The sequence below is a fragment of the Vibrio sp. SBT000027 genome, assembly GCF_963894355.1.
GTDB lineage: Bacteria > Pseudomonadota > Gammaproteobacteria > Enterobacterales > Vibrionaceae > Vibrio > Vibrio splendidus.
The window spans coordinates 378,763-399,430 of record NZ_CAWQGD010000004.1 but is presented as its reverse complement, the minus strand read 5'-3'; the positions used below and the strand labels follow the sequence as shown (position 1 = coordinate 399,430).

The 20,668-nt window shown below is 44.5% G+C and carries 20 protein-coding genes; 4 read left to right on the top strand and 16 right to left on the bottom strand.

Translation table 11 applies throughout. The features are described 5' to 3' along the window. Positions 1-108: 108 nt before the first annotated feature. On the bottom strand, positions 109-1,089 hold the full coding sequence (gene serB / locus AACU28_RS11780) for a phosphoserine phosphatase (protein WP_004734472.1): 981 nt from the start codon (positions 1,087-1,089) through the stop codon (positions 109-111). A 109-nt stretch (positions 1,090-1,198) separates the two neighbouring features. Between serB and AACU28_RS11775 the strand changes: the two genes are divergently transcribed. Then, a complete protein-coding gene (locus AACU28_RS11775) occupies positions 1,199-1,810 on the top strand; it encodes a YtjB family periplasmic protein (protein ID WP_017080011.1) in 612 nt (203 codons plus the stop codon). 238 nt (positions 1,811-2,048) lie between these two features. On the opposite strand, the gene deoD is transcribed toward AACU28_RS11775, so the two are convergent. The 12 genes from deoD to ubiT form a co-directional block, all read right to left on the bottom strand. Then, positions 2,049-2,768: a purine-nucleoside phosphorylase gene (gene deoD / locus AACU28_RS11770; protein WP_004734474.1), complete on the bottom strand. Its 720-nt coding sequence runs from the start codon at positions 2,766-2,768 to the stop codon at positions 2,049-2,051. A gap of 64 nt (positions 2,769-2,832) precedes the next feature. Then, positions 2,833-4,053, bottom strand: coding sequence for a phosphopentomutase (locus tag AACU28_RS11765; RefSeq protein WP_029224167.1), 1,221 nt, complete (start codon positions 4,051-4,053; stop codon positions 2,833-2,835). Between the two features lie 76 nt (positions 4,054-4,129). Then, positions 4,130-5,458 carry a thymidine phosphorylase gene (gene deoA / locus AACU28_RS11760; protein WP_026012373.1) on the bottom strand — a complete coding sequence of 443 codons (1,329 nt, stop codon included), beginning with the start codon at positions 5,456-5,458 and terminating at the stop codon, positions 4,130-4,132. A gap of 111 nt (positions 5,459-5,569) precedes the next feature. Next, complete coding sequence (gene deoC / locus AACU28_RS11755) at positions 5,570-6,346, bottom strand: deoxyribose-phosphate aldolase (RefSeq protein WP_004734477.1); 777 nt, start codon at positions 6,344-6,346, stop codon at positions 5,570-5,572. Positions 6,347-6,869: 523 nt separating this feature from the next. Next, positions 6,870-8,132: a NupC/NupG family nucleoside CNT transporter gene (locus tag AACU28_RS11750; protein WP_004734478.1), complete on the bottom strand. Its 1,263-nt coding sequence runs from the start codon at positions 8,130-8,132 to the stop codon at positions 6,870-6,872. Between the two features lie 204 nt (positions 8,133-8,336). Continuing rightward, positions 8,337-9,200: a TatD family hydrolase gene (locus AACU28_RS11745; RefSeq protein ID WP_121602978.1), complete on the bottom strand. Its 864-nt coding sequence runs from the start codon at positions 9,198-9,200 to the stop codon at positions 8,337-8,339. Continuing rightward, entirely contained in the window at positions 9,130-9,285 is a 156-nt protein-coding gene (locus tag AACU28_RS11740; RefSeq protein WP_183091191.1) for a DUF5363 family protein, read from the bottom strand. The genes AACU28_RS11745 and AACU28_RS11740 overlap by 71 nt, the downstream gene beginning before the upstream one ends. 105 nt (positions 9,286-9,390) lie before the next feature. Next, positions 9,391-10,971: a peptide chain release factor 3 gene (gene prfC / locus AACU28_RS11735; RefSeq protein ID WP_004734481.1), complete on the bottom strand. Its 1,581-nt coding sequence runs from the start codon at positions 10,969-10,971 to the stop codon at positions 9,391-9,393. A 173-nt stretch (positions 10,972-11,144) separates the two neighbouring features. Then, complete coding sequence (gene rimI / locus AACU28_RS11730) at positions 11,145-11,600, bottom strand: ribosomal protein S18-alanine N-acetyltransferase (protein ID WP_029222735.1); 456 nt, start codon at positions 11,598-11,600, stop codon at positions 11,145-11,147. After that, positions 11,593-11,991 carry a DNA polymerase III subunit psi gene (locus AACU28_RS11725; protein WP_029224631.1) on the bottom strand — a complete coding sequence of 133 codons (399 nt, stop codon included), beginning with the start codon at positions 11,989-11,991 and terminating at the stop codon, positions 11,593-11,595. The genes rimI and AACU28_RS11725 overlap by 8 nt, the downstream gene beginning before the upstream one ends. Before the next feature lie 154 nt (positions 11,992-12,145). Beyond that, a complete protein-coding gene (locus AACU28_RS11720) occupies positions 12,146-12,649 on the bottom strand; it encodes a GNAT family N-acetyltransferase (protein ID WP_121602977.1) in 504 nt (167 codons plus the stop codon). After that, a complete protein-coding gene (gene ubiT, locus AACU28_RS11715) occupies positions 12,633-13,160 on the bottom strand; it encodes a ubiquinone anaerobic biosynthesis accessory factor UbiT (protein WP_004734485.1) in 528 nt (175 codons plus the stop codon). The genes AACU28_RS11720 and ubiT overlap by 17 nt, the downstream gene beginning before the upstream one ends. Positions 13,161-13,418: 258 nt before the next feature. On the opposite strand from ubiT, the gene AACU28_RS11710 reads away from it, so the two are divergent. The 3 genes from AACU28_RS11710 to AACU28_RS11700 all read left to right on the top strand — a co-directional run bounded on the left by AACU28_RS11710 (position 13,419) and on the right by AACU28_RS11700 (position 17,547). Further along, entirely contained in the window at positions 13,419-15,458 is a 2,040-nt protein-coding gene (locus tag AACU28_RS11710; protein ID WP_017084241.1) for a sensor domain-containing protein, read from the top strand. A 178-nt stretch (positions 15,459-15,636) separates the two neighbouring features. After that, positions 15,637-16,650, top strand: a complete 1,014-nt coding sequence (ubiU, locus tag AACU28_RS11705; RefSeq protein ID WP_121602976.1) for a ubiquinone anaerobic biosynthesis protein UbiU — start codon at positions 15,637-15,639, stop codon at positions 16,648-16,650. Positions 16,651-16,668: 18 nt separating this feature from the next. Then, entirely contained in the window at positions 16,669-17,547 is an 879-nt protein-coding gene (locus AACU28_RS11700; protein ID WP_183091190.1) for a U32 family peptidase, read from the top strand. 85 nt (positions 17,548-17,632) lie between these two features. Here AACU28_RS11700 and AACU28_RS11695 read toward each other — a convergent pair whose 3' ends face one another. The 3 genes from AACU28_RS11695 to nlpI all read right to left on the bottom strand — a co-directional run bounded on the left by AACU28_RS11695 (position 17,633) and on the right by nlpI (position 20,568). Next, positions 17,633-18,970 (bottom strand): MATE family efflux transporter, encoded by a 1,338-nt coding sequence (locus tag AACU28_RS11695; protein ID WP_004734489.1) that lies wholly within the window; start codon positions 18,968-18,970, stop codon positions 17,633-17,635. Positions 18,971-19,059: 89 nt separating this feature from the next. Then, positions 19,060-19,467 (bottom strand): MarR family winged helix-turn-helix transcriptional regulator, encoded by a 408-nt coding sequence (locus AACU28_RS11690; RefSeq protein ID WP_017090142.1) that lies wholly within the window; start codon positions 19,465-19,467, stop codon positions 19,060-19,062. Between the two features lie 177 nt (positions 19,468-19,644). Continuing rightward, positions 19,645-20,568 carry a lipoprotein NlpI gene (gene nlpI, locus AACU28_RS11685; protein WP_004734491.1) on the bottom strand — a complete coding sequence of 308 codons (924 nt, stop codon included), beginning with the start codon at positions 20,566-20,568 and terminating at the stop codon, positions 19,645-19,647. Positions 20,569-20,668 lie beyond the last annotated feature (100 nt).

The window sequence follows — 20,668 nt, the reverse complement described above, 5'->3', positions numbered from 1 at the left end:
TTAACTTAAGCATGAAAATAGAAAAAGCAGGCTGATAGCCTGCTTTTTTTGTGTCTGAGCCACTATAGCTAAATAAGATACATAGCCAATAGCACTTAGGTAGAACCCCTAAGGCTTCGCTTGCCAGCTGATTTTTTGCTGCTTAGCTAGTACACCCGACAAGATGCAAAGTACCCCGCCTAAACCGGCATAACGCACAGCAGTTTGAGCTTGTTGCTCTACTTTTGGTTTCGCATGGTAGGCGATGCCTAAACCTGCAGAACCCATCATAACCAAGTCATTAGCACCATCACCAACGGCAACAGTGTTATGCAGTTCCAATTCGTACTCTTCAGCTAACTCTACCAAGATATCCGCTTTAGTCTGCGCCGAAACAACATCGCCTAAGACTTCACCCGTCAATTTACCATTAATGATTTCAAGCGTGTTTGACTGAGCGTGGTCAAGATCAAGCGTATCTTTCAGATAGTCAGAGAAGTAAGTAAAGCCACCTGAAGCAATTGCCGTCTTCCAACCAAGCTTATTCAGAGTATTCACTAGCTCAACCAAGTCTGGCATGAATGGCAATGATTGACGCACTTGCTCCAAAATAGATTCATCCGCACCTTTCAGTGCACCTACTCGTTGACGTAGGCTCTGTTCAAAGTCGAGCTCACCTTGCATTGCTCGCTCTGTGATTTCAGAGACTAATTCCCCCACTCCAGCTAGCTTTGCAATCTCATCGATACATTCAATTTGAATCGCTGTGGAATCCATATCCATTACAATCAAACCTGGCTTAGATAGGTCTGGGACCTCGCTAAGGCAAGCATAATCAAGCTTTAAGGCCTGTAGGATTTCTTCGTGCGCTGGTGTTAGGTTGCCTGACATCAAAGCCACTTCATAATGCCCTACCTTCCACGTATCAAGAATGGTGTTGTAAGTGCCTGTGAAAAAATCGATGTCATCGAATGATTGTGGTGATAGATACTCACCGAATACAATCCAGTTGGCTTTGGCTTTAGCGAGTTGAGAAGCGAAACGAGTCTCGGGGAGTCGAGTTAATAATGTTGTATGCCTTTTTATCGGCAGATATTTCTGAGCGTCCATGTGTATGATTCCTAATTAACTATGCTAAACGTTAACCTATTGCAATTTGAAAACGCAAGTCTCAATATGTCTTAATCATAACATTTGTTTATTTCAGGCTTCGTGAAACATGAATGAATCATTGTTCTCAATACGTAACGCTTTACGAATGCTAGCCCTCATTTTGCTGGCTACTATGTTCGTTGTAACGATTAAAAATACAGTCGTGATCAGTAAAGGTAACGAGAAGATCCAAGCAAAGCAGCTAGAAACGCTGACTAAGTTGCTTATCTCTCAGGCATCACTTTCTGCCAGTAAAGCGATCACACAACAAGACCAAGAGCGACTGCTTGATCTCACCAATCAGCTGTCTCAAGATCGCTTGGTATTCGATACCACGATATACGATGCAGAGGGGATTCGACTGGCTTCGAGTGAAAAAGCACTCTCAGTACGCGAAGTTCTAGGCTTAGATACGCCACTTTCAACAGCAAGTATCGGCAGACAGCAATTAGTTGAACCTATCTACTCTCCAGAGAAAGCGATCATTGGATTCATTCGTGTGACCTTTGAAACGGGTAAGATGACGGCGATTTCTGATCACCATTATCGTAAAAGTGATCGCTACATGATCGGCATGGTGTTGATGGGGTTTGTCAGTGGCGTGCTGTTTGTCATGCTCATTCGTAGAAGAAAAACCAAGTCTGGTGAGAACTTGCTGCTTAAGAATGCAAACTCATGAGCTTTGTTATAAGGTCTTGGGTCTTGGAATCACGAAATAAAAACCTCGGATTAGGCAAGATGAATTATTTCGATTGAAATCACATAGCCTTCAGAATCCAAGAAATAGCGATCAGTAATACATCATTACCAATAAAAAGCCCCGACGCTCAGGCAGCGACGGGGCTTTTTGTTATCTGTTAATTTGGCTAGCGATATTTATTCGAGAGCTAGAAACAACTTAAACCACAAAGTAACTCTTACTCTTGATCACCAAGAAGCACAGAGTCTAGTGCGATAACCATCATGTCGTTGAAGGTCGTTTGACGCTCATCTGATGTGGTTTGCTCACCAGTTTTGATGTGATCAGAAACAGTACAAATAGTCAGAGCTTTTGCGCCGTATTCAGCACACACACCATAGATACCTGCAGCTTCCATCTCGACGCCAACAATGCCGTATTTGTCCATCACTTCGAACATCTCTGGATCTGGCGTGTAGAACAACTCTGCCGAGAACAGGTTACCCACTTTTACGTCTACACCACGCGCTTTTGCTGCATCTTCTGCCGCACGCACCATTTTGTAATCTGCGATAGCCGCGAAGTCATGACCTTTAAAGCGAATACGGTTCACTTTTGAGTCAGTACACGCGCCCATGCCAATCACCACATCACGCACTTTGATATCTTCACTCACTGCACCACAACTGCCGACACGAATGATCTTTTTCACACCAAAGTCTTTGATCAGCTCAGTCGCGTAAATAGAACAAGATGGAATGCCCATACCGTGCCCCATAACCGAAACCTTACGACCTTTGTAAGTACCCGTGTAACCAAACATATTACGAACATCACACACCTGAACCACTTCTTCTAAGAAGGTTTCAGCGATGTATTTAGCGCGTAGCGGATCGCCTGGCATTAGAACTACGTCAGCGAAATCACCCATTTCAGCATTAATATGTGGAGTAGCCATTGAAAATATCCTTAATCTCAAAACAAAAAAGAAGAGAGAGGTTTCCCTCTCTCTTAGTTAACCATTATAGAAAGCTTGTACCGTATCCCATTGGCGATGTGCCAAAGTATGACGCTAAGCTTTGACCGATATCAGCGAAGGTATCACGACGGCCTAGAGAGCCTGCTGGAACCTTGTTACCGTAAACAATCACAGGGATATGTTCACGAGTATGGTCTGAACCCGGCCATGTTGGGTCACAACCGTGGTCTGCTGTTAGGATAAGCACGTCATCTTCTTTCATCATATCGATGATTTCATTGATGCGGCCATCGAAGTACTCTAGCGCAGCTGCGTAACCTGCAACATCACGACGGTGGCCGTATGCTGAGTCGAAATCAACGAAGTTAGTGAACACGATAGTGTTGTCGCCCGCTTCAGTGATCGCTTCTTTGGTTGCTTCAAATAGCGCTGGAATACCTGTTGCTTTGGTTTTCTGAGTGATACCACAACCTGCGTAAATATCAGAGATCTTACCGATTGAGTGAACGTTGCCGCCCTTCTCATCAACCAGCTTCTGAAGTACCGTCGCCGCTGGTGGCTCAACAGAAAGGTCACGACGGTTACCAGTACGTTCGAATTGACCTTTACCTGCGCCAATAAACGGACGAGCGATAACACGACCAATGTTGTAGTCAGCTAGCTCTTCACGAGCAATCTGACAAAGATCTAATAGGTTTTGTAGGCCGAATGTCTCTTCATGACATGCGATCTGGAAAACAGAGTCTGCAGAAGTGTAGAAGATTGGCAGGCCAGTCTTCATGTGTTCTTCACCTAGGTTATCTAGGATTTCTGTACCCGATGAGTGGCAGTTACCTAAGAAGTCAGATAGACCAGCACGCTCAAGGATGCGATCAGTCAGTTCTTTTGGAAAGCTGTTCTCTTTGTCGGTGAAGTAGCCCCAGTCAAACAATACCGGCACACCTGCGATTTCCCAGTGACCTGATGGCGTGTCTTTACCAGAAGACAGCTCAGCAGCATGACCGTAAGCGCCAATGATCTCAGCGTCTGCGTCCATACCAGGAGCAAAGCGACCTGTCGACTCTTTGTGAGCCATCGCTAAACCTAGCTTAGACAGGTTTGGCAGCGTTAGTGGACCTTTACGATCCGCGTTATCTGCAAGGCCTTGATCACAATGGTCAGCAATGTGACCCATTGTATCCGAACCTACATCGCCGAATGTGTCAGCATCCGCTGTTTCACCGATACCGAATGAATCTAAAACTAAAATAAATGCTCTTTTCATTTTCTTCACCAACTTATTGCTCTTTGCACCAGAACTCTGTTTATCGGTATACACGAGGTATACCGATACCTTTTATTTACACGTCTTCAGAACGAATCTGACGGTAAACATCTGGCGTTGCTGTATATTCTCCACCCACAGTGATTGCATTTTGTAATGCCGTCGCAGCTTCTTGCCACTGTTGTTCATTGCGAGCATGAATCATTGCTAATGGTTTATCGTCGCTTGCTACTTCGCCAAGACGAATGAAGCTATCAAAACCGACTGCATAATCAATGCTGTCTGTTGCTACGCGGCGACCACCGCCCATACCAACGACAGCCATACCAATTGCACGCGTATCCATCGCTGATACTACACCGCTTTCGAGTGCGTACACTGGTTTAACAATTTCTGCTTTTTCTAGGTAGTTATCGTAGTTCGTTACGAAATCTACTGGACCACCAAGGCCCGCTACCATCTTACCGAAGCACTCTGCTGCTTTACCGTTATCCAGTACAGCCATCAGTTTTTCACGCGCTTCATCTGAATCTTTTGCTAGGTTACCCAGCACCAACATTTCCGCACACGACGCTAGCGTGATTTCCAACAAACGTGGATTACGGTATTCGCCTGTTAGGAATTGAACCGCTTCACGGACTTCAACTGCGTTACCCGCTGAAGAAGCCAGAACTTGGTTCATGTCCGTTAGGATTGCTGTTGTTTTAGTGCCTGCACCGTTTGCTACTGCAACGATAGATTTTGCTAACTCTTCAGATGCTTCATACGTTGGCATGAATGCGCCTGAACCGACTTTTACGTCCATTACTAGAGAATCAAGACCAGCGGCCAGTTTCTTAGATAGGATTGAAGCGGTGATCAGTGAGATGTTGTCTACTGTTGCTGTGATATCACGAGTCGCATAAACACGCTTGTCAGCCGGTGCTAGGTCGCCCGTTTGACCGATGATAGCCACGCCAGCTTCTTTGGTTACGGCACCAAACACATCGTTGGTTGGTGTAATGTTGTAACCAGGGATAGATTCTAGCTTGTCTAGTGTACCGCCAGTGTGGCCTAAACCACGACCAGAGATCATTGGAACGAAACCGCCACATGCTGCCACCATAGGGCCAAGCATCAAAGAAGTTACGTCGCCAACACCACCAGTAGAGTGTTTATCAACGATTGGGCCATCAAAGTTCATGTGGCTCCAGTCAATTACCATGCCTGAATCACGCATTGCACATGTTAGTGCGATACGTTCTGGCATCGTCATTTCATTAAAAAAGATAGCCATTGCGAATGCGGCAATTTGGCCTTCAGAAACCGTGTTTTTAGCGACACCTTGGATGAAAAAGTTAATTTCTTCTGTGGTCAGTACTTCGTTATCACGTTTTCTGCGAATAATTTCTTGAGGTAGATACATTAGTGCCTCCCAAACTCTAGTGAGTATGGTGTGTAGGGAAAGAGGTAATATGGAGTGACTTAACGCCACTCCATCAAACAGACTTAATTTTTATATACCCGAATGGGTAAATTAGTATGCTGCTGGATCAGCAGTCTGGTCTGTCACTTCTAATGTATTAAGAAGGTTAGTTAGTAGGCTTGAAGCACCAAAACGGTAGTGCATGTTGTCTGCCCATTCAGCGCCTAGTAGCTCATCAGCCATTGCTAGGTAAGCTTGAGCATCTTCAGCTGTACGTACGCCACCAGCTGGTTTGAAACCAACAGTTTTAGCCACGCCCATGTCACGAATAACTTCAAGCATCATGCGCGCGAATTCAGGAGTCGCGTTTACTGGCACTTTACCTGTTGAAGTTTTGATGAAGTCTGCACCTGCTTCGATACAGATCTGAGAAGCTTTCTTGATCAGTGCTTCTTCTTTTAGCTCACCAGTTTCGATGATCACTTTAAGCGTGATGTCACCACAAGCGGCTTTACATTGCTTAACTAGCTCAAAGCCAACTTCTTCGTTGCCAGCAATAAGAGCACGGTATGGGAATACTACGTCAACTTCGTCTGCGCCGTACGCTACCGCTGCTTTCGTTTCTGCAACAGCAATTTCGATGTCGTCATTACCATGAGGGAAGTTAGTTACAGTCGCGATGCGTACTTCTGGAGTACCTTGCTCACGCAACGCCTTCTTAGCGGCTGGGATGAAGCGAGGGTAAATACAGATTGCAGCGGTGTTACCAACTGCAGTCTTCGCGTCATGACAAAGCGCCACTACTTTTTCAGTAGTATCGTCATCATTTAGCGTCGTTAGGTCCATAAGTTTAAGTGCACGTAGAGCTGCTGCTTTTAAATCGCTCATTTCTATCTCCGATCAATATATTCAAATAGTTAACTACTTCGCCACCCATCCAGTATAGATGGATATTTTAGTAATGCTCAGTAGTCACAAATGAACGGACTTGGTTCCCTGAAGACTTGATAACTTTCGCTATCAATTGCAATCCTTGTCACCGCACAGTACCAGTTTGGTCTATGGCACAACAAATCAGTCATGTTGTGTCTAACATCTATAGCGTATCGCTAAGTTTGGCTTAATCCCAGAAGAATAACCTTTAGATAAATCCAAGCAGTTACTTTCTTGCCAACAAGAGACATCCTGTCCCTTAAGCTTATACATTATAGGTATCCATCAATAAATTGTAGTGCTCCTTAGAACGCAAACGGTTTGTATCTCAAAAAAACATTCTAGACCCATTTTCGACTCCAAGCATTCACTCATGCTAATGCTCAAAATCACTAGGCCCAAAAACAAAAAAGCCCCGCAGCAATTTCTTGCTACGGGGCGATATTATTATGGCGTCTATATATCGATTTCTAACTGATTAGAAAGACAGGAAGAAGCCAGCAATTGTTGCTGCCATCAGGTTAGATAGAGTACCAGCTACAACCGCTTTAACACCCATACGTGCGATGTCGTGACGACGGTTTGGAGCAATACCACCTAGACCACCTAGAAGAATCGCAATTGAAGAAAGGTTTGCGAAACCACATAGAGCGAACGAGATAATTGCTTGAGTCTTAACAGACATTACTTGACCAGTCGCTTCAACGATTTGAGCGTTGTCACCGATGTATGGTACGAAGTTTAGGTATGCAACGAATTCGTTAACAACTGTCTTCTGACCAATGAAAGAACCAGCAATAGTTGCTTCTTCCCATGGAACACCAATGATGAATGCTAACGGTGCGAAGATCCAACCTAGAAGAAGTTCTAGAGTTAGGTTTTCCATACCGAACCAACCACCGATGCCACCTAGGATACCGTTGATAAGAGCGATTAGACCGATGAATGCTAGTAGCATTGCACCAACGTTAAGTGCTAGTTGTAGACCAACTGACGCACCGCCAGCAGCTGCATCGATAACGTTAGCAGGCTTGTCGTCGCCACCGTCGATGTCTGAACCTAGGTTCTCGTCAACTTCATCAGTTTCAGGCTTGATGATTTTAGCGAATAGTAGACCACCAGGTGCTGCCATGAATGACGCTGCTACTAGGTACTCTAGAGGTACACCCATAGATGCGTAACCCGCTAGTACACCACCAGCAACAGATGCTAAACCACCACACATTACTGCGAATAGTTCAGAGTTAGTCATTTTAGGAACAAATGGACGAACTACTAGAGGTGCTTCTGTTTGACCAACGAAAATGTTTGCTGCTGCAGACATTGACTCGGCGCGAGAAGTACCTAGAGCTTTCTGAAGACCACCACCAAGAACCTTGATTACAACTTGCATCGCACCAATGTAGTAAAGTACAGAGATAAGAGCAGAGAAGAAGATTAGTGTTGGTAGAACTTGGAATGCAAAGATGAAACCGATACCGTCAACTGAGAAGTTAACAAGGCTACCAAATAGGAAGCCAGTACCATCTTTACCGTAGTCGATCACGTTTGCTACACCAGCAGAGAAACCTGCAAGTAGATCACGACCCCAAGGGATGTAAAGTACGAATGCACCAAGTGCGAATTGGATAGCGAAAGCGCCACCCACTGTTCTGATATTAATTGCTTTGCGGTTGTCGGATAGTAGTACTGCGATTGCAATCAGTGCAACCATTCCGACGAGGCTCATAAACAGGCTCATAGTTTATGACTTCCTTATTAGTTATTTATTGGCGTGTTACAAAATGGGGCTATAAAGCGGAGGCAATTATACTCATGCGACCACTAATAAAGTAATGCCGTCCTCACACTTTCGTACAAGATTCATGTACCATTCACACGCAAATGTGAACCAAATCACAAGCTCAGTGCAATTTACGCAAACGATAAACAAAAACCTTCGATTTCATTCACATATACCGAATGCACGATGGCTATTTTGCCAAATTTGCGCTGCAACCGATTGCTTTGACTCTTTTCTAAGCAAAAATAGTTCATTTAAGATCGTAACTAAATGTTTGGAATGATTAACATTTCCTTGATTACCATACGTGGGCATATCCGGTGCATCCGTTTCTAATACCAGGTATTCAAGAGGTAGTTTTGCGATGGTTGTGCGTGTTTTTTGTGCTCTTGGGTAAGTAATCGTTCCACCGACACCAATATAGAAACCGAGCTTGATCCACGCCAAAGCTTGCTGTTCACTCCCTGAAAAACCGTGAATCACCCCGCCAAAAGTGAACTTGTGCTGCTTTGATAATTCAATGAGTCGGTTATAAGACTTCCTCTCATGGATGATCAAAGGCAGCTCAAATGCCTTCGCTAGCTCCATTTGTTGGATGAAAAAGCGTTCTTGTTTCTCCCGCTCGACATCGACAAAAAAGTCGAGACCACACTCTCCTATCGCAACGCATTGACGGCTTTTTGATGAGAGTAATTGGCGAAGCTCTGAGAATTGCTCGTCATTGGCTTGATCTAAAAAGTAAGGGTGGAAACCTAAGGCGTAGTAAACATTAGGGTAAGATTTGGCGATTTTATCGAGCTTCGACCAGTTACTTTGGCCAATAGAAGGAATAAGAATCTTCTCGACTTGAGCTTGTTTCGCTTCTTTAAGATAGCTATCAATACTTTGATCCAGTGTATAACCTTGCTCAAAAGCCTCAAAATCCGCATGGCAATGAGTATCAAACAGCGGAAGATTACTTATTTTCTGTGTCATCTTCCCTACTCTCTGTTTGTTTCCCTTGGGGATCACGACGATAAGCAACACAACTGCGCTTGTTCTCAGGCGTTAATCCAAGCTCTTCACACCACTTATCGTATTTCTTAACCCAAATTTTTATCCAACTGAACATAATTGCCTCTAACCTCAGCCTCTAAACCTTAAATAAAACGCATTAAAAAACGCCTATTGCAGAACAATAGACGTTTTTGTTTAACTCGAATAGAGCGCGGAGAAATTAGTGCTCGCGCGTCGCTCGGAACTGAACGTCAGGGAAACGTTCAGAAGCTAGGTTCAAGTTCACCATTGTAGGTGCGATGTAAGACAGGTTATCACCACCATCTAACGCTAGGTTAGCTTGGTTCTTACGTTTGAACTCTTCTAGTTTCTTCACGTCATCACATTCAACCCAGCGAGCTGTTGCAACGTTAACACCTTCGTAGATAGCTTCTACGTTGTATTCCGCTTTCAAGCGCGCTACAACTACGTCAAACTGAAGTACACCAACCGCACCAACGATCAAATCGTTGTTCTGCATAGGACGGAATACTTGTACTGCGCCCTCTTCAGAAAGCTGAACCAAACCTTTTAGAAGTTGCTTCTGCTTTAGTGGATCGCGTAGACGAATACGACGGAATAGCTCAGGCGCGAAGTTTGGAATACCAGCGAACTTCAAGCTTTCGCCCTGAGTAAAGGTATCACCAATCTGGATTGTGCCATGGTTATGCAAGCCAATGATGTCACCAGCATACGCTTTTTCAGCTCGCGCACGGTCGCCCGCCATGAAAGTTACCGCATCCGAAATACTTACGTTCTTGCCAGTACGAACATGATTCATCTTCATACCTTGGTTGTAAGTACCCGAAACGATGCGCATGAATGCGATACGGTCACGGTGTTTTGGATCCATGTTTGCTTGGATCTTAAAGACGAAGCCAGAGAACTTCTCTTCTGTCGCTTCAACATCACGCTCGTTAGCTTGACGAGTTTGAGGGCCCGGAGCCCACTTAGTCAAACCATCTAGCATGTGGTCAACACCAAAGTTGCCCAATGCTGTACCGAAGTAAACAGGCGTTAGTTCACCAGCAAGGAACAAATCGAGATCAAACTCAGGACATGCGCCAATAACCAATTCAAGCTCTTCACGAACACTGCTCGCCAGATCTTCGCCAACAGCTTCGTCTAGTTCAGGGTTATCTAGACCTTTAATGATGCGAACTTCTTGGATCTCATGGCCGTGGCCAGATTCGTACAAGATCGTTTCATCACGATGTATGTGATAAACACCTTTAAACTCTTTACCACAACCGATTGGCCATGAGATTGGAGCACAAGCCATACCTAGCTCGCTTTCCACTTCATCAAGTACTTCCATTGGGTCACGAACGTCACGGTCAAGTTTGTTCATAAACGTTACGATTGGAGTATCACGTAGACGCGTTACTTCCATCAGTTTACGAGTACGATCCTCGACACCTTTCGCAGCATCGATAACCATCAAACAAGAGTCAACCGCTGTTAGTGTACGGTACGTATCTTCCGAGAAATCTTCGTGTCCTGGAGTATCGAGTAGGTTTACTAGGCAATCATTGTATGGGAATTGCATTACCGACGTGGTTACCGAAATACCACGTTCTTTTTCCATCTCCATCCAGTCAGATTTAGCGTGCTGGTTAGAGCCACGACCTTTTACGGTACCCGCTTTTTGAATTGCGTTTCCGAATAAAAGAACTTTTTCAGTAATCGTGGTTTTACCCGCATCCGGGTGAGAGATAATTGCAAACGTTCTACGTTTGCTCACTTCTTGTTGGAAAGACATAGTCGCCCTTTGCTGATCTAAAGCGTAAAAAGGGCAAGTAGATAATACTTGCCCTTGAATTCTGTGTGCGGATTATACAGAAAGCGAGTCACTTTCTAAAGGGTCAGTTTACACCCTATTTTGTGGCTAATTCTATGGTTAGTTATCTAGTCGGCTAAAAGACGTAACACGCCCTAACTAAACGACATAAAAAGATAGCTCATAATGATCGCATCTTCGTTGCCTTGCTTGGTTGGGTAATAGTTACGGCGGCGGTCGACTTCATTAAAGCCAGCTTTCTCGTAAAGATTGAACGCATTCACATTACTTTCGCGAACTTCCAGCCAAGCACTTTCCGCGTCAGCTTGTTCACACATATCGAGAAAGTGCTCAACCAAAGCCTTGCCGTAACCTTTACCTTGCTGCTTAGGGTCAACCGCTATCGTCAGCAAAGTAACCTCACCGACAATGTTCTGAGCATAGAAATAGCCGACAACCTTTCCATCGACTTCTAAAACACGATGGCTGCCTCCACGACTATTAAGATCACGGATCATATTTTCAGACCAAGGATGAGAATGCGCGGTCTGCTCAATTTGCCAAATTGCGTCTAGGTGTTGTTCTGAAGTGGGTAAAAGTTGATTAGTCATAAGCACAAATTTGTTGCCATAAGTCGCGGCGATGTTGGTTATTACCGTTAATGTCAGACAGTAATGGAGATTGAAGTGTTTTTGCCTTCAGTTCATGGGCAGATTCGCAACCAGCAAACCATACCCATTCAACCGAACCTAAATCCACAACAGACAAGTGTTGTGGTTGAAGGTGTAAAGCTTGAGATAAGTCGAGCTTGATACTTTTAAGTACGCGTTCAAACATCACGGCGAGATCTTCCTGAGGTTTTTCAGGCGAAACCAGTAGCAACTTGCAGTCGCTCGATAGTGGAATCAATTCAGATTCGTAGCCAACCAAACGCTCTGGGTGACTAAGCTCCCATTGGCTGATGCCCATCTCTTGCAAGTATTGTGCGTGTGTTTGTGACATATCTAGCGGTGTAACCTTAGGTTTGTTGGTATTGCTCTTCTTAGAGCGAACTGAAAAGGAGCTCATTGGGGCTGATACTAACAAAAAATAAAGGAGCATCAAGCTCCTTTATTTAGACTAAATCAGTTTGTATCGGATTACGTGGTAAATCAGCTTATAAGTCGTTGAACTCTGGGCTGTAAGCAATCTCACCAGAATGCCCAGCAAACACACCTTCTACCAACTCAATCGCTTGGAAAGCACCTTCAGGTACATCCCAAACACAACTCAGGCCAAACTCGCTCGCAGCCTTAAAACCAAAGCGGCCGTAGTAAGCAGGATCACCAAGCACAACACAGGCTGGGTAACCGAAATCTACCAATGTAGAAAATGCGTCTTCAACCAGTGATTTGGCAATACCTTGATTGCGGTACTCTTCTTTCACTGCGAGAGGCGCAAGTCCCTGCCAGTTATGATCGTCACCATGGAGAGTGATAGGACTAAACATCAGGTGACCAACCACCTCACCGTCATCTGAACAAGCCACCAGCGATAGCGTTAAATGGCTATTCTCACGCAAGCTCATAACCAAATTAGCTTCTGCATCTGTTTCAAAAACAGATTTCAATAAACGATCAATGACAAGTATATCTGCCGGTGCTTCAGTTCGAATAAGCATTCATTACCTCACTTTGTGTATCTGGGGATTGTACTCCCTTCTGCACAAAATCAGCTAATTGATTTAACAAAGTTTTCATAGGAGTCGGCAATACGTCTAAATCTACGCTATCCATCAAGTTTTTGACTTCTAAACCAAGCTCTGTATCGCCCTCAATAGACAGTCTACGTTGAAAGAAAAGCGTATCTGGGTCTTCTTTACGCCCGGCAATCAGCACAAGATCGTTAAGGTTTCCGCTAAAGCTTACATCTTCAACAACCTCGTTATCAGCTACAACTAGTTGCTCATTTTGATAGCTAATACACCAACTTAACCCCATATCTTTTATTGAGACTTTAAGCCACTTGTCTTCTAAGAATTCAAAGTCACCGTCCTCTAAAGCTTCCTTAAAGACATTCTTAAGCGCCTCCAATAAGGCTCTTTTTTGTACTGTTTTAGGCAATAACTGGACTGGAGATCGCAAAATTGATGCGGCATTTTGAACTAGTTGAGTGCGAATCTTGTTTATCACGTGACTTATCCGTAACTTTGTCAATAATATGGAATGCATCATAGATGATGTTGAAATCTCAGTTACTGTTATGTATCAAATTAACTTCGGTTTGATACTCGACCTTTAATATCCTGAAAATCACAGTTATAGTAACTCAGGTCATGAGAATTACAGCGGATCGCTGCACTCACAGGTAAATATCGATAGCCACACAAAAAGTAATAAATATTTATCGATAGTGAATATTCAAGCTCTTGGAGAATTGGTAGTACTTTGATGCCTCCCCAGCAACTACAACATTGGTTTACCCAGCTAACAGCAAACAGTCCGTTCTTTTTTGCGGTACTTGACGCCCAACATAACTATTTTATGGTTAATGAGCGTTACTGCGATATTGCTGGTTTGAGTAAAACCGAGCTTGCTGGCATGAATGACCGCCAAACATTAGGTGAGCAATTCTACCAACACCTTAAGCCTTACTATGAGCGTGCATTCAATGGTGAAACGATTGAGGCCGAAGTCACGCTCAACGAAACTGACCTCGATACCAGCCTTCATTTCAGCCTATCTCCGCTGACGAATGGCAACAAAACCGACTACATTGTCTTTCATGCCTTCGACACATCAGAAAACCAAGTACTTGCCCGTTCTTTAGAAGAATCCGAAGCGAAATTCCACAAGCTATCTCACCTACTCCCTGACGGATTACTGTTAGTTGAAAGTGACTACATCTTGTCATCAAACCCAGCAGCAGCACGCTTGCTCGGCTTTAACTCCACCACCGAGTTAATTGGCGAAGAGTTAGGACGATTATTCATCGATGAACAAACCAAAACAGTCTTCAATAATAACCTCAGTTCTATTATTTCCGAGTCTGGTTTGGTTTGCTTAACGGGTGCCCGATGCGGCTTTGAACGTAAAGTTCAACTCAACATCGACTCCACCACTATTCTTGGAAGTAACACTCAGCTTGTGCTTATCCAAGATGCACAAGAGACCACAAAGCAGTATACGCCTGCAAACAGTGAAGATGCCTACATCGATGCACTGACCAAGCTCTACAACCGAGTTGGGTTCACCAAACGTCTTGAGCAGTTCATTCAAAACGATACGCCAGTTGTGATGCTCTACTTAGATATTGATAACTTTAAGAATATCAATGATTCACTAGGTCATCATATTGGCGATAAAGTGATTAAAGAGGTTGCTTCACGCCTAAAACGTTTACTGCCTCGTCAGGCCGTTATTGGTCATTTAGGCGGGGATGAGTTTGGTATTATCCTGCCAGAACCTGAACATCAGCGAACGCCTGAAATGCTCGCTGAAAAGATCATTTCCCTGATCAATCAACCCTTCGATCTTCACCACTTTAGTAAGCGCTTAGCCTGCTCGATTGGCAGCGTGAGCTTTCCTCAAGATGGCACCGATGCTCGTATCTTGCTGCAAAATGCAGACACCGCAATGTATGAAGCGAAAGATCGTGGACGTAACCGCCTGATCAAGTTCAACGAACAGATGAACAAAGAAGCGCGTATGCGATTGTGGTTGGAGATAGAGCTACAAAAAGCACTGCAACAGAATGGACTTGAGGTTTGGTATCAACCTAAGGTTAACGCGCGTGATTTCACCATCAACGGTGCAGAAGCGTTAGTGCGCTGGAAGCACCCAGTAGAAGGCTACATCAGCCCTGCCGCATTTATCCCAGTTGCGGAACGTGCTGGTCTTATCGAACAGCTTGGTCGTGTAGTAATGCGTGAAGTATTTGCGACGGTTAAGCGTTGGAAGATGCAAGGTATCTTGCCAGGTAGAGTGGCGATCAACTTGTCTCCAGAGCAATTTGGTAACCCGAAACTGATTGATTACGTTGAAAAGTTACTTCGTTCAACAGAGCTTGACCCTAGTGCTATTACGTTTGAGCTGACAGAAAGCGCGGTGATGAGTGATAGTGAACACACACTTCAAATGCTTAACGCTATAAAGAAACTCGGCTTTGCTTTATCTATCGATGATTTTGGTACGGGCTACTCTTCTCTGTCTTATTTGGCTCGATTCCCAATTGATGAGCTTAAGATTGACCGTGCTTTCATTTCTGATATCGATACGCTACCAAAGCAAATCACTGTAATTGAAAACATCATCAACCTGGGTAAATCTCTCGATTTAACGGTAGTGGCAGAAGGCGTCGAAACCAGTGAACAAGCGACCCTGCTTTCTAACCTCAACTGCAGTTCAATTCAAGGATTCCACTTCTATCGCCCACAACCGAAACAAGACGTCGAAGAGCTGTTTGCCCAAAATCGTCGCCATAAGAACTAGTACACGATTCAACTATCCCCCGGTCAAAAGCCACACCAAAGCACAAAAGCCTTACTAGTCAGTACCCCAAACGGAGTAAAAGCAGATTTATCCATCTAAACCTGCCTTACATCAATTCCGTCATTCATAATTCTTCATAAAATACTCGCTTCAATTTCATTCTACTGGTAGTGAGCAAATGGAACTCTTATGCCCAGCGGGTAACTTACCTGCTTTGAAAACCGCTATTGATTGTGGTGCGGATGCTGTCTATATCGGATTCAAAGACGATACCAATGCCCGACACTTTGCAGGCCTTAACTTTGCGGGTAAAAAGCTCGATCGTGCTGTGCAATATGTGCATGACCGCAACAAGAAAATTCACGTTGCCTTAAATACTTTTGCTCACCCAAATGGCTTCGAACGCTGGACAAATGCCGTAGACAACGCCGCAGCACTAGGTATTGATGCGCTGATCATTGCTGATATCGCAGTGCTTGAGTACGCAGCAAACAAATATCCAGAACTAGAATTGCATCTATCGGTTCAAGCTTCTGCGACCAATGCGGCTGCAATCGACTTCTACCACAAGAACTTCAATGTAAAGCGTGTGGTATTGCCTCGCGTATTGTCGATTCATCAGGTCAAACAGCTTTCTCGTAACATCACCTCTGACGTTGACCTTGAAGTATTCGCTTTTGGTAGCTTGTGCATCATGGCGGAAGGTCGTTGTTACCTCTCTTCATATATGACCGGCGAATCACCCAATACCGTTGGTGCTTGTTCTCCAGCAAAATACGTTCGCTGGCAAGAAACAGAAACAGGTCTAGAGTCACGCTTGAATGAGATTCTTATCGACAAGTACGTAGCTGGCGAAAACGCGGGCTACCCAACGCTGTGTAAAGGCCGCTTTGAAGCAGAAATCGATGGTGAGCGTAAACGCTATCACGCACTTGAAGAGCCAACCAGCCTCAACACACTGTCTATGCTGCCTGAGCTATTTGCTGCCAACGTTGCCTCAGTGAAAATTGAAGGTCGCCAACGTAGCCCGGCTTATGTCGAGCAAGTGACTCGTACTTGGCGCGCAGCTATCGACCGCTACTTAGCGAACCCAGAACAATACCAAGTGGAACAAGCTTGGAATGCGACACTGGCGAATGTATCTGAAGGTACACAAACCACGCTTGGCGCTTATCACCGTAAATGGCAATAGAGCCAAATGGAGAACTCAATGAAATACGCATTAGGCCCTCTTCTTTATTTTTGGCCAAAACAAGACGTTGAAAGCTTCTATGAACAAGCGAAATCAAGCTCTGCTGATATCATCTATCTAGGTGAAGCCGTGTGTTCAAAGCGTCGTGAGATTAAAGCAAAACACTGGATGGATATTGCTAAAGAGCTGTCGGCTTCAGGTAAGCAAGTCGTACTTTCCACCATGGCATTGCTAGAAGCACCAAGCGAAGTCAACATCATGAAGAAGTACATTGATAACGGTGACTTTGCGATTGAAGCCAACGACGTCTCTGCGATTCAATTAGCAAGCGAAAGCAAAGTGCCTTTTGTGGTTGGCCCGGCGGTTAACACCTACAACGCACGTACTCTGAACCTGTTCTTGAAACAAGGTATGACGCGTTGGTGTATGCCTGTTGAGCTTTCTCGCGAATGGCTAAGCAACGTAATGACACAGTGCGAAGAGCTTAATATCCGTAATAAGTTCGAAGTAGAAGTATTTAGCCACGGCTACCTACCGCTTGCTTACTCAGCACGATGCTTTACCGCTCGCGCAGAAAACAAAGCCAAAGACGATTGCGAAACCTGCTGCATCAAATACCCTACTGGCCTGCAAGTCGATAGCCAAGAAGGCCAGTCTGTCTTTAACCTTAACGGTATTCAAACTCAATCCGGTTACTGCTACAACCTAGTCAATGATCTACCGAGCATGCATGACTTGGTTGATGTGGTTCGCTTAAGCCCATTGGGCATCGATACCTTCTCTGAAATCAATAACTTCAGAGCGAACGAACAAGGTAAAAATCCAAAGACCATTGAAAGCCGCCAATGCAACGGTTATTGGCATCAGCTTGCGGGTTTAGACGTTAAGAACATCTAGTTCTTCGAATTGAACTAGCCAGCAACACATACAAAAAAGGTCTAGCATTCGCTAGACCTTTTTTATTCAGCTCAAGAAAAGCGACCTATGCTGTCGCTGTTTCTAGCGGCGCATCGTCGAGCTTCTTTACGTCTTTATAGAGCATAATCATAACCACTACGCTTAGCGCGATATTAGACAGTGGATAGGCAATCCAAATCCCCGGCACACCGTACAATTTAGGCATGATGTACAAGAAAGGTAATTGGATAAGCATATTCCCTATCGTCACAAACATCGCTTTACTGCCTTTGTTCACCGCCTGATAGTAAGCACCCGCTACCACCAAGAAGCCATCAAGCGCCAGTGCAAACATGTGCAGTCGGATACCCAACACTGTGTACTCGACTAGCTGAGGTTCATCCGAACTAAACACAGAAACGAACTCACGTGGGAATGCGTTCAGCAGCAATACAAACGCGACACCGATCAAGACTGAACTCACCATCGCAATCTTAAGTAACTTACGAATATTGGCTTGATTACGCGCACCATGGTTGTAACTCACTAATGGCTGCATGCCGTTGGCAATACCTTCCGCCGTGAGATAATAAACCGTCACTATGTAGCCCAAAATAGCGTAAGCACCAATCATCAGCTGGTCGCCATATTGAGAGAACAAGGCATTGTGCAGCGCCACCATCATTGAACCATAAGCGTACATAAAGAAGCTCGATGTACCAATGGCGAAGATTTCAGGAATCACCGATAACTTCAGTCTCAGTTCATTCCAACGTAAGCGTAGGTTTGCTCGACGTGAGAAAAAGTAAGCCAACCCCAAACCCGTTACCACAAACTGAGCAATTGCGGTTGCCAATGCAGCACCCTTCAATTCCCAACCAAGCTGCGCGATAAATAGGTAATCCAATACAATATTAATCACCGCACCGACAATCATCAGTATGGTGGCCAAGTTAGGACTGTCATCGTTACGCAGTAAAAACGGCATCGCGATAGAGCCTAAAGTGAAGACACTAGCGCCAATCAGAATATGTAAGTATTGCAGGCCTAGTTCATATACTCGCCCTTCAGCACCCTGCCAAAGCAAGAAGTTATCGGCAAACAGAAACAACAATCCAGAAACAATGGGGGTTATCGCCAACAACAATGTTAGACCGGTTGCTAAGATCTGCTTAGCGCCTTTGGTGTCTTTTTCTCCTTGGCGGATCGAGACAAGCGCACCCGTCCCCACTCCCACGAGCATACCAATACCGAGGATCGACCCAATAACAGGCCACGCGACGTTAATGCCCGCAAGTCCATCGGCCCCTACATAACGGCCAATGAAAATACCATCCACCACTTGGTAAAGGCCATTAACTAACATGGCCGCTACCGTAGGAATTGTGTATCGCCAGAATTGACGACTAATTGAGTTACTCATTTCTTACTCTACTTTCTTCAGTGAGTCGCATATCAATGGGATATGACTCGTAAAACTAGTTAACAAGGCTAACTAAATATCTAAATTATTTATTTCAAAGCCTTGTTTAATAATAGGTTCAGCTGGTGGGATTCTTGCTCAGACAAGCGACTTTCCAGTACCTGTGCCATGACCTGATAGATTTTACTTTCTTCTTCCAAACCGACTTCAGCCTTTTGGGTCAAAATCACCAGCTTTGATCTCGCATCTTCAAGAGACGCTTTGCGCTCAACTAGACCTTTTCTTTCTAGCCTTTGAACCATAGTCGTCGCAGAAGGTTTTGTCACCTGCATCTCAATAGCGAGGTCTGTTAGTCGAATAGGCTCTAACGATGCTTGAATGACCTTCAAATAATCGTACTCATTGAAACTCAACTGGCAGATAGGATCTTCATTAACTTGAGTTCGCCATATCTTAGAAGCAAAGCGTTCAATTTTTTCTAGATTTTGGTCCAGCATAGATTTCCAACCACAGAATTTATATTTAGTTAGCAAGGCTAACTATTTTAATCTTGTTTAAATAAAATGCAATCAAAAACGAGCCCCCCCCCCCCCTTGTTTATAAAAAGGAGCATAAAAAAGGAGCATAAAAAAACCGCTGACAGGCAGCGGCTTTTCGGAATCAAAATGTATCGCTTACTTAGCGTTAGCTTCTTCTTCGGCCTCAGCCAACTTAACTTGCGCTAAATGCTCGGCTTTAAGCGTAGTGAAGATACGGCTTAACTCTAAGAAAGAGTAACGGTGTTCTACGTATTCATACACGTTAAAAGAAACCGCTAACTTGTACAAAGAGATCGCATTCGCGTAATCACCATTCATGTGGTGACGTTTAGCAAGGTAGAAGTACGTTTCAGTCAGACGTTGGGCTAGGAGCGTGTTGTCGCGAGTCCCCGTAAGGATAGCTTTGAAAGCCTGCTCTTCGGTAATATCATCAAGCATGATCGCAACTAATACCCAACCCCACTGCTCATCACGACTCTCGTAACGCTTTTGCAAATCAAGCTTTGCTTGTTCTGGTGTGAGTTCATGCTGAATGATGTAAAGCCACAGAGCGCGAAACGGATCGCTAGGATCATCGGCGTAGTGCTTCATCATCTCTTCGTTCGCTAAGTCATAGCGCTCGCCATAGTAGAGTGCGATAGAGCGATTTCGTTCTGCATATGAGTTTGCAGGATCAAGCTCTAACGTAGAATCAAAAGATTCATAAGCGGCATCAAACTCCCCTACTTGCGTAAAGTAAACACCCAAAAGGTTGAAGATATCAGGTTGGGCGGGGTTCAATGAAAGAGACTGATTGAAATCAAGACGCGCTAAATCACGCAGGCCAACGCTGTCGTAGTAATTACCACGCTCGAACAACATTTTAGCTCGAACTTCATCGTTCAAATCTGGGCGCTGTAATAACTGACTAAGACGCGCTATTTGCACTTCTTGCTGAACACTTGGTTGAAGCGGTACAGCCATTGGTGGATAAACCCAACGTGAGGTGTTATCTGATGTTGTCGCACAACCAGTTAGTACAAGCAGTAAACACATACTCGCGGTTTGAAACCATTTCACAAATAATTACTCCTGTTATGACCGCAATAAAAAAGGGGAGCGATATGCTCCCCTTTATAACATGCTTTTTTACCAATGGGTTAGAAATCACTAAAAAGCG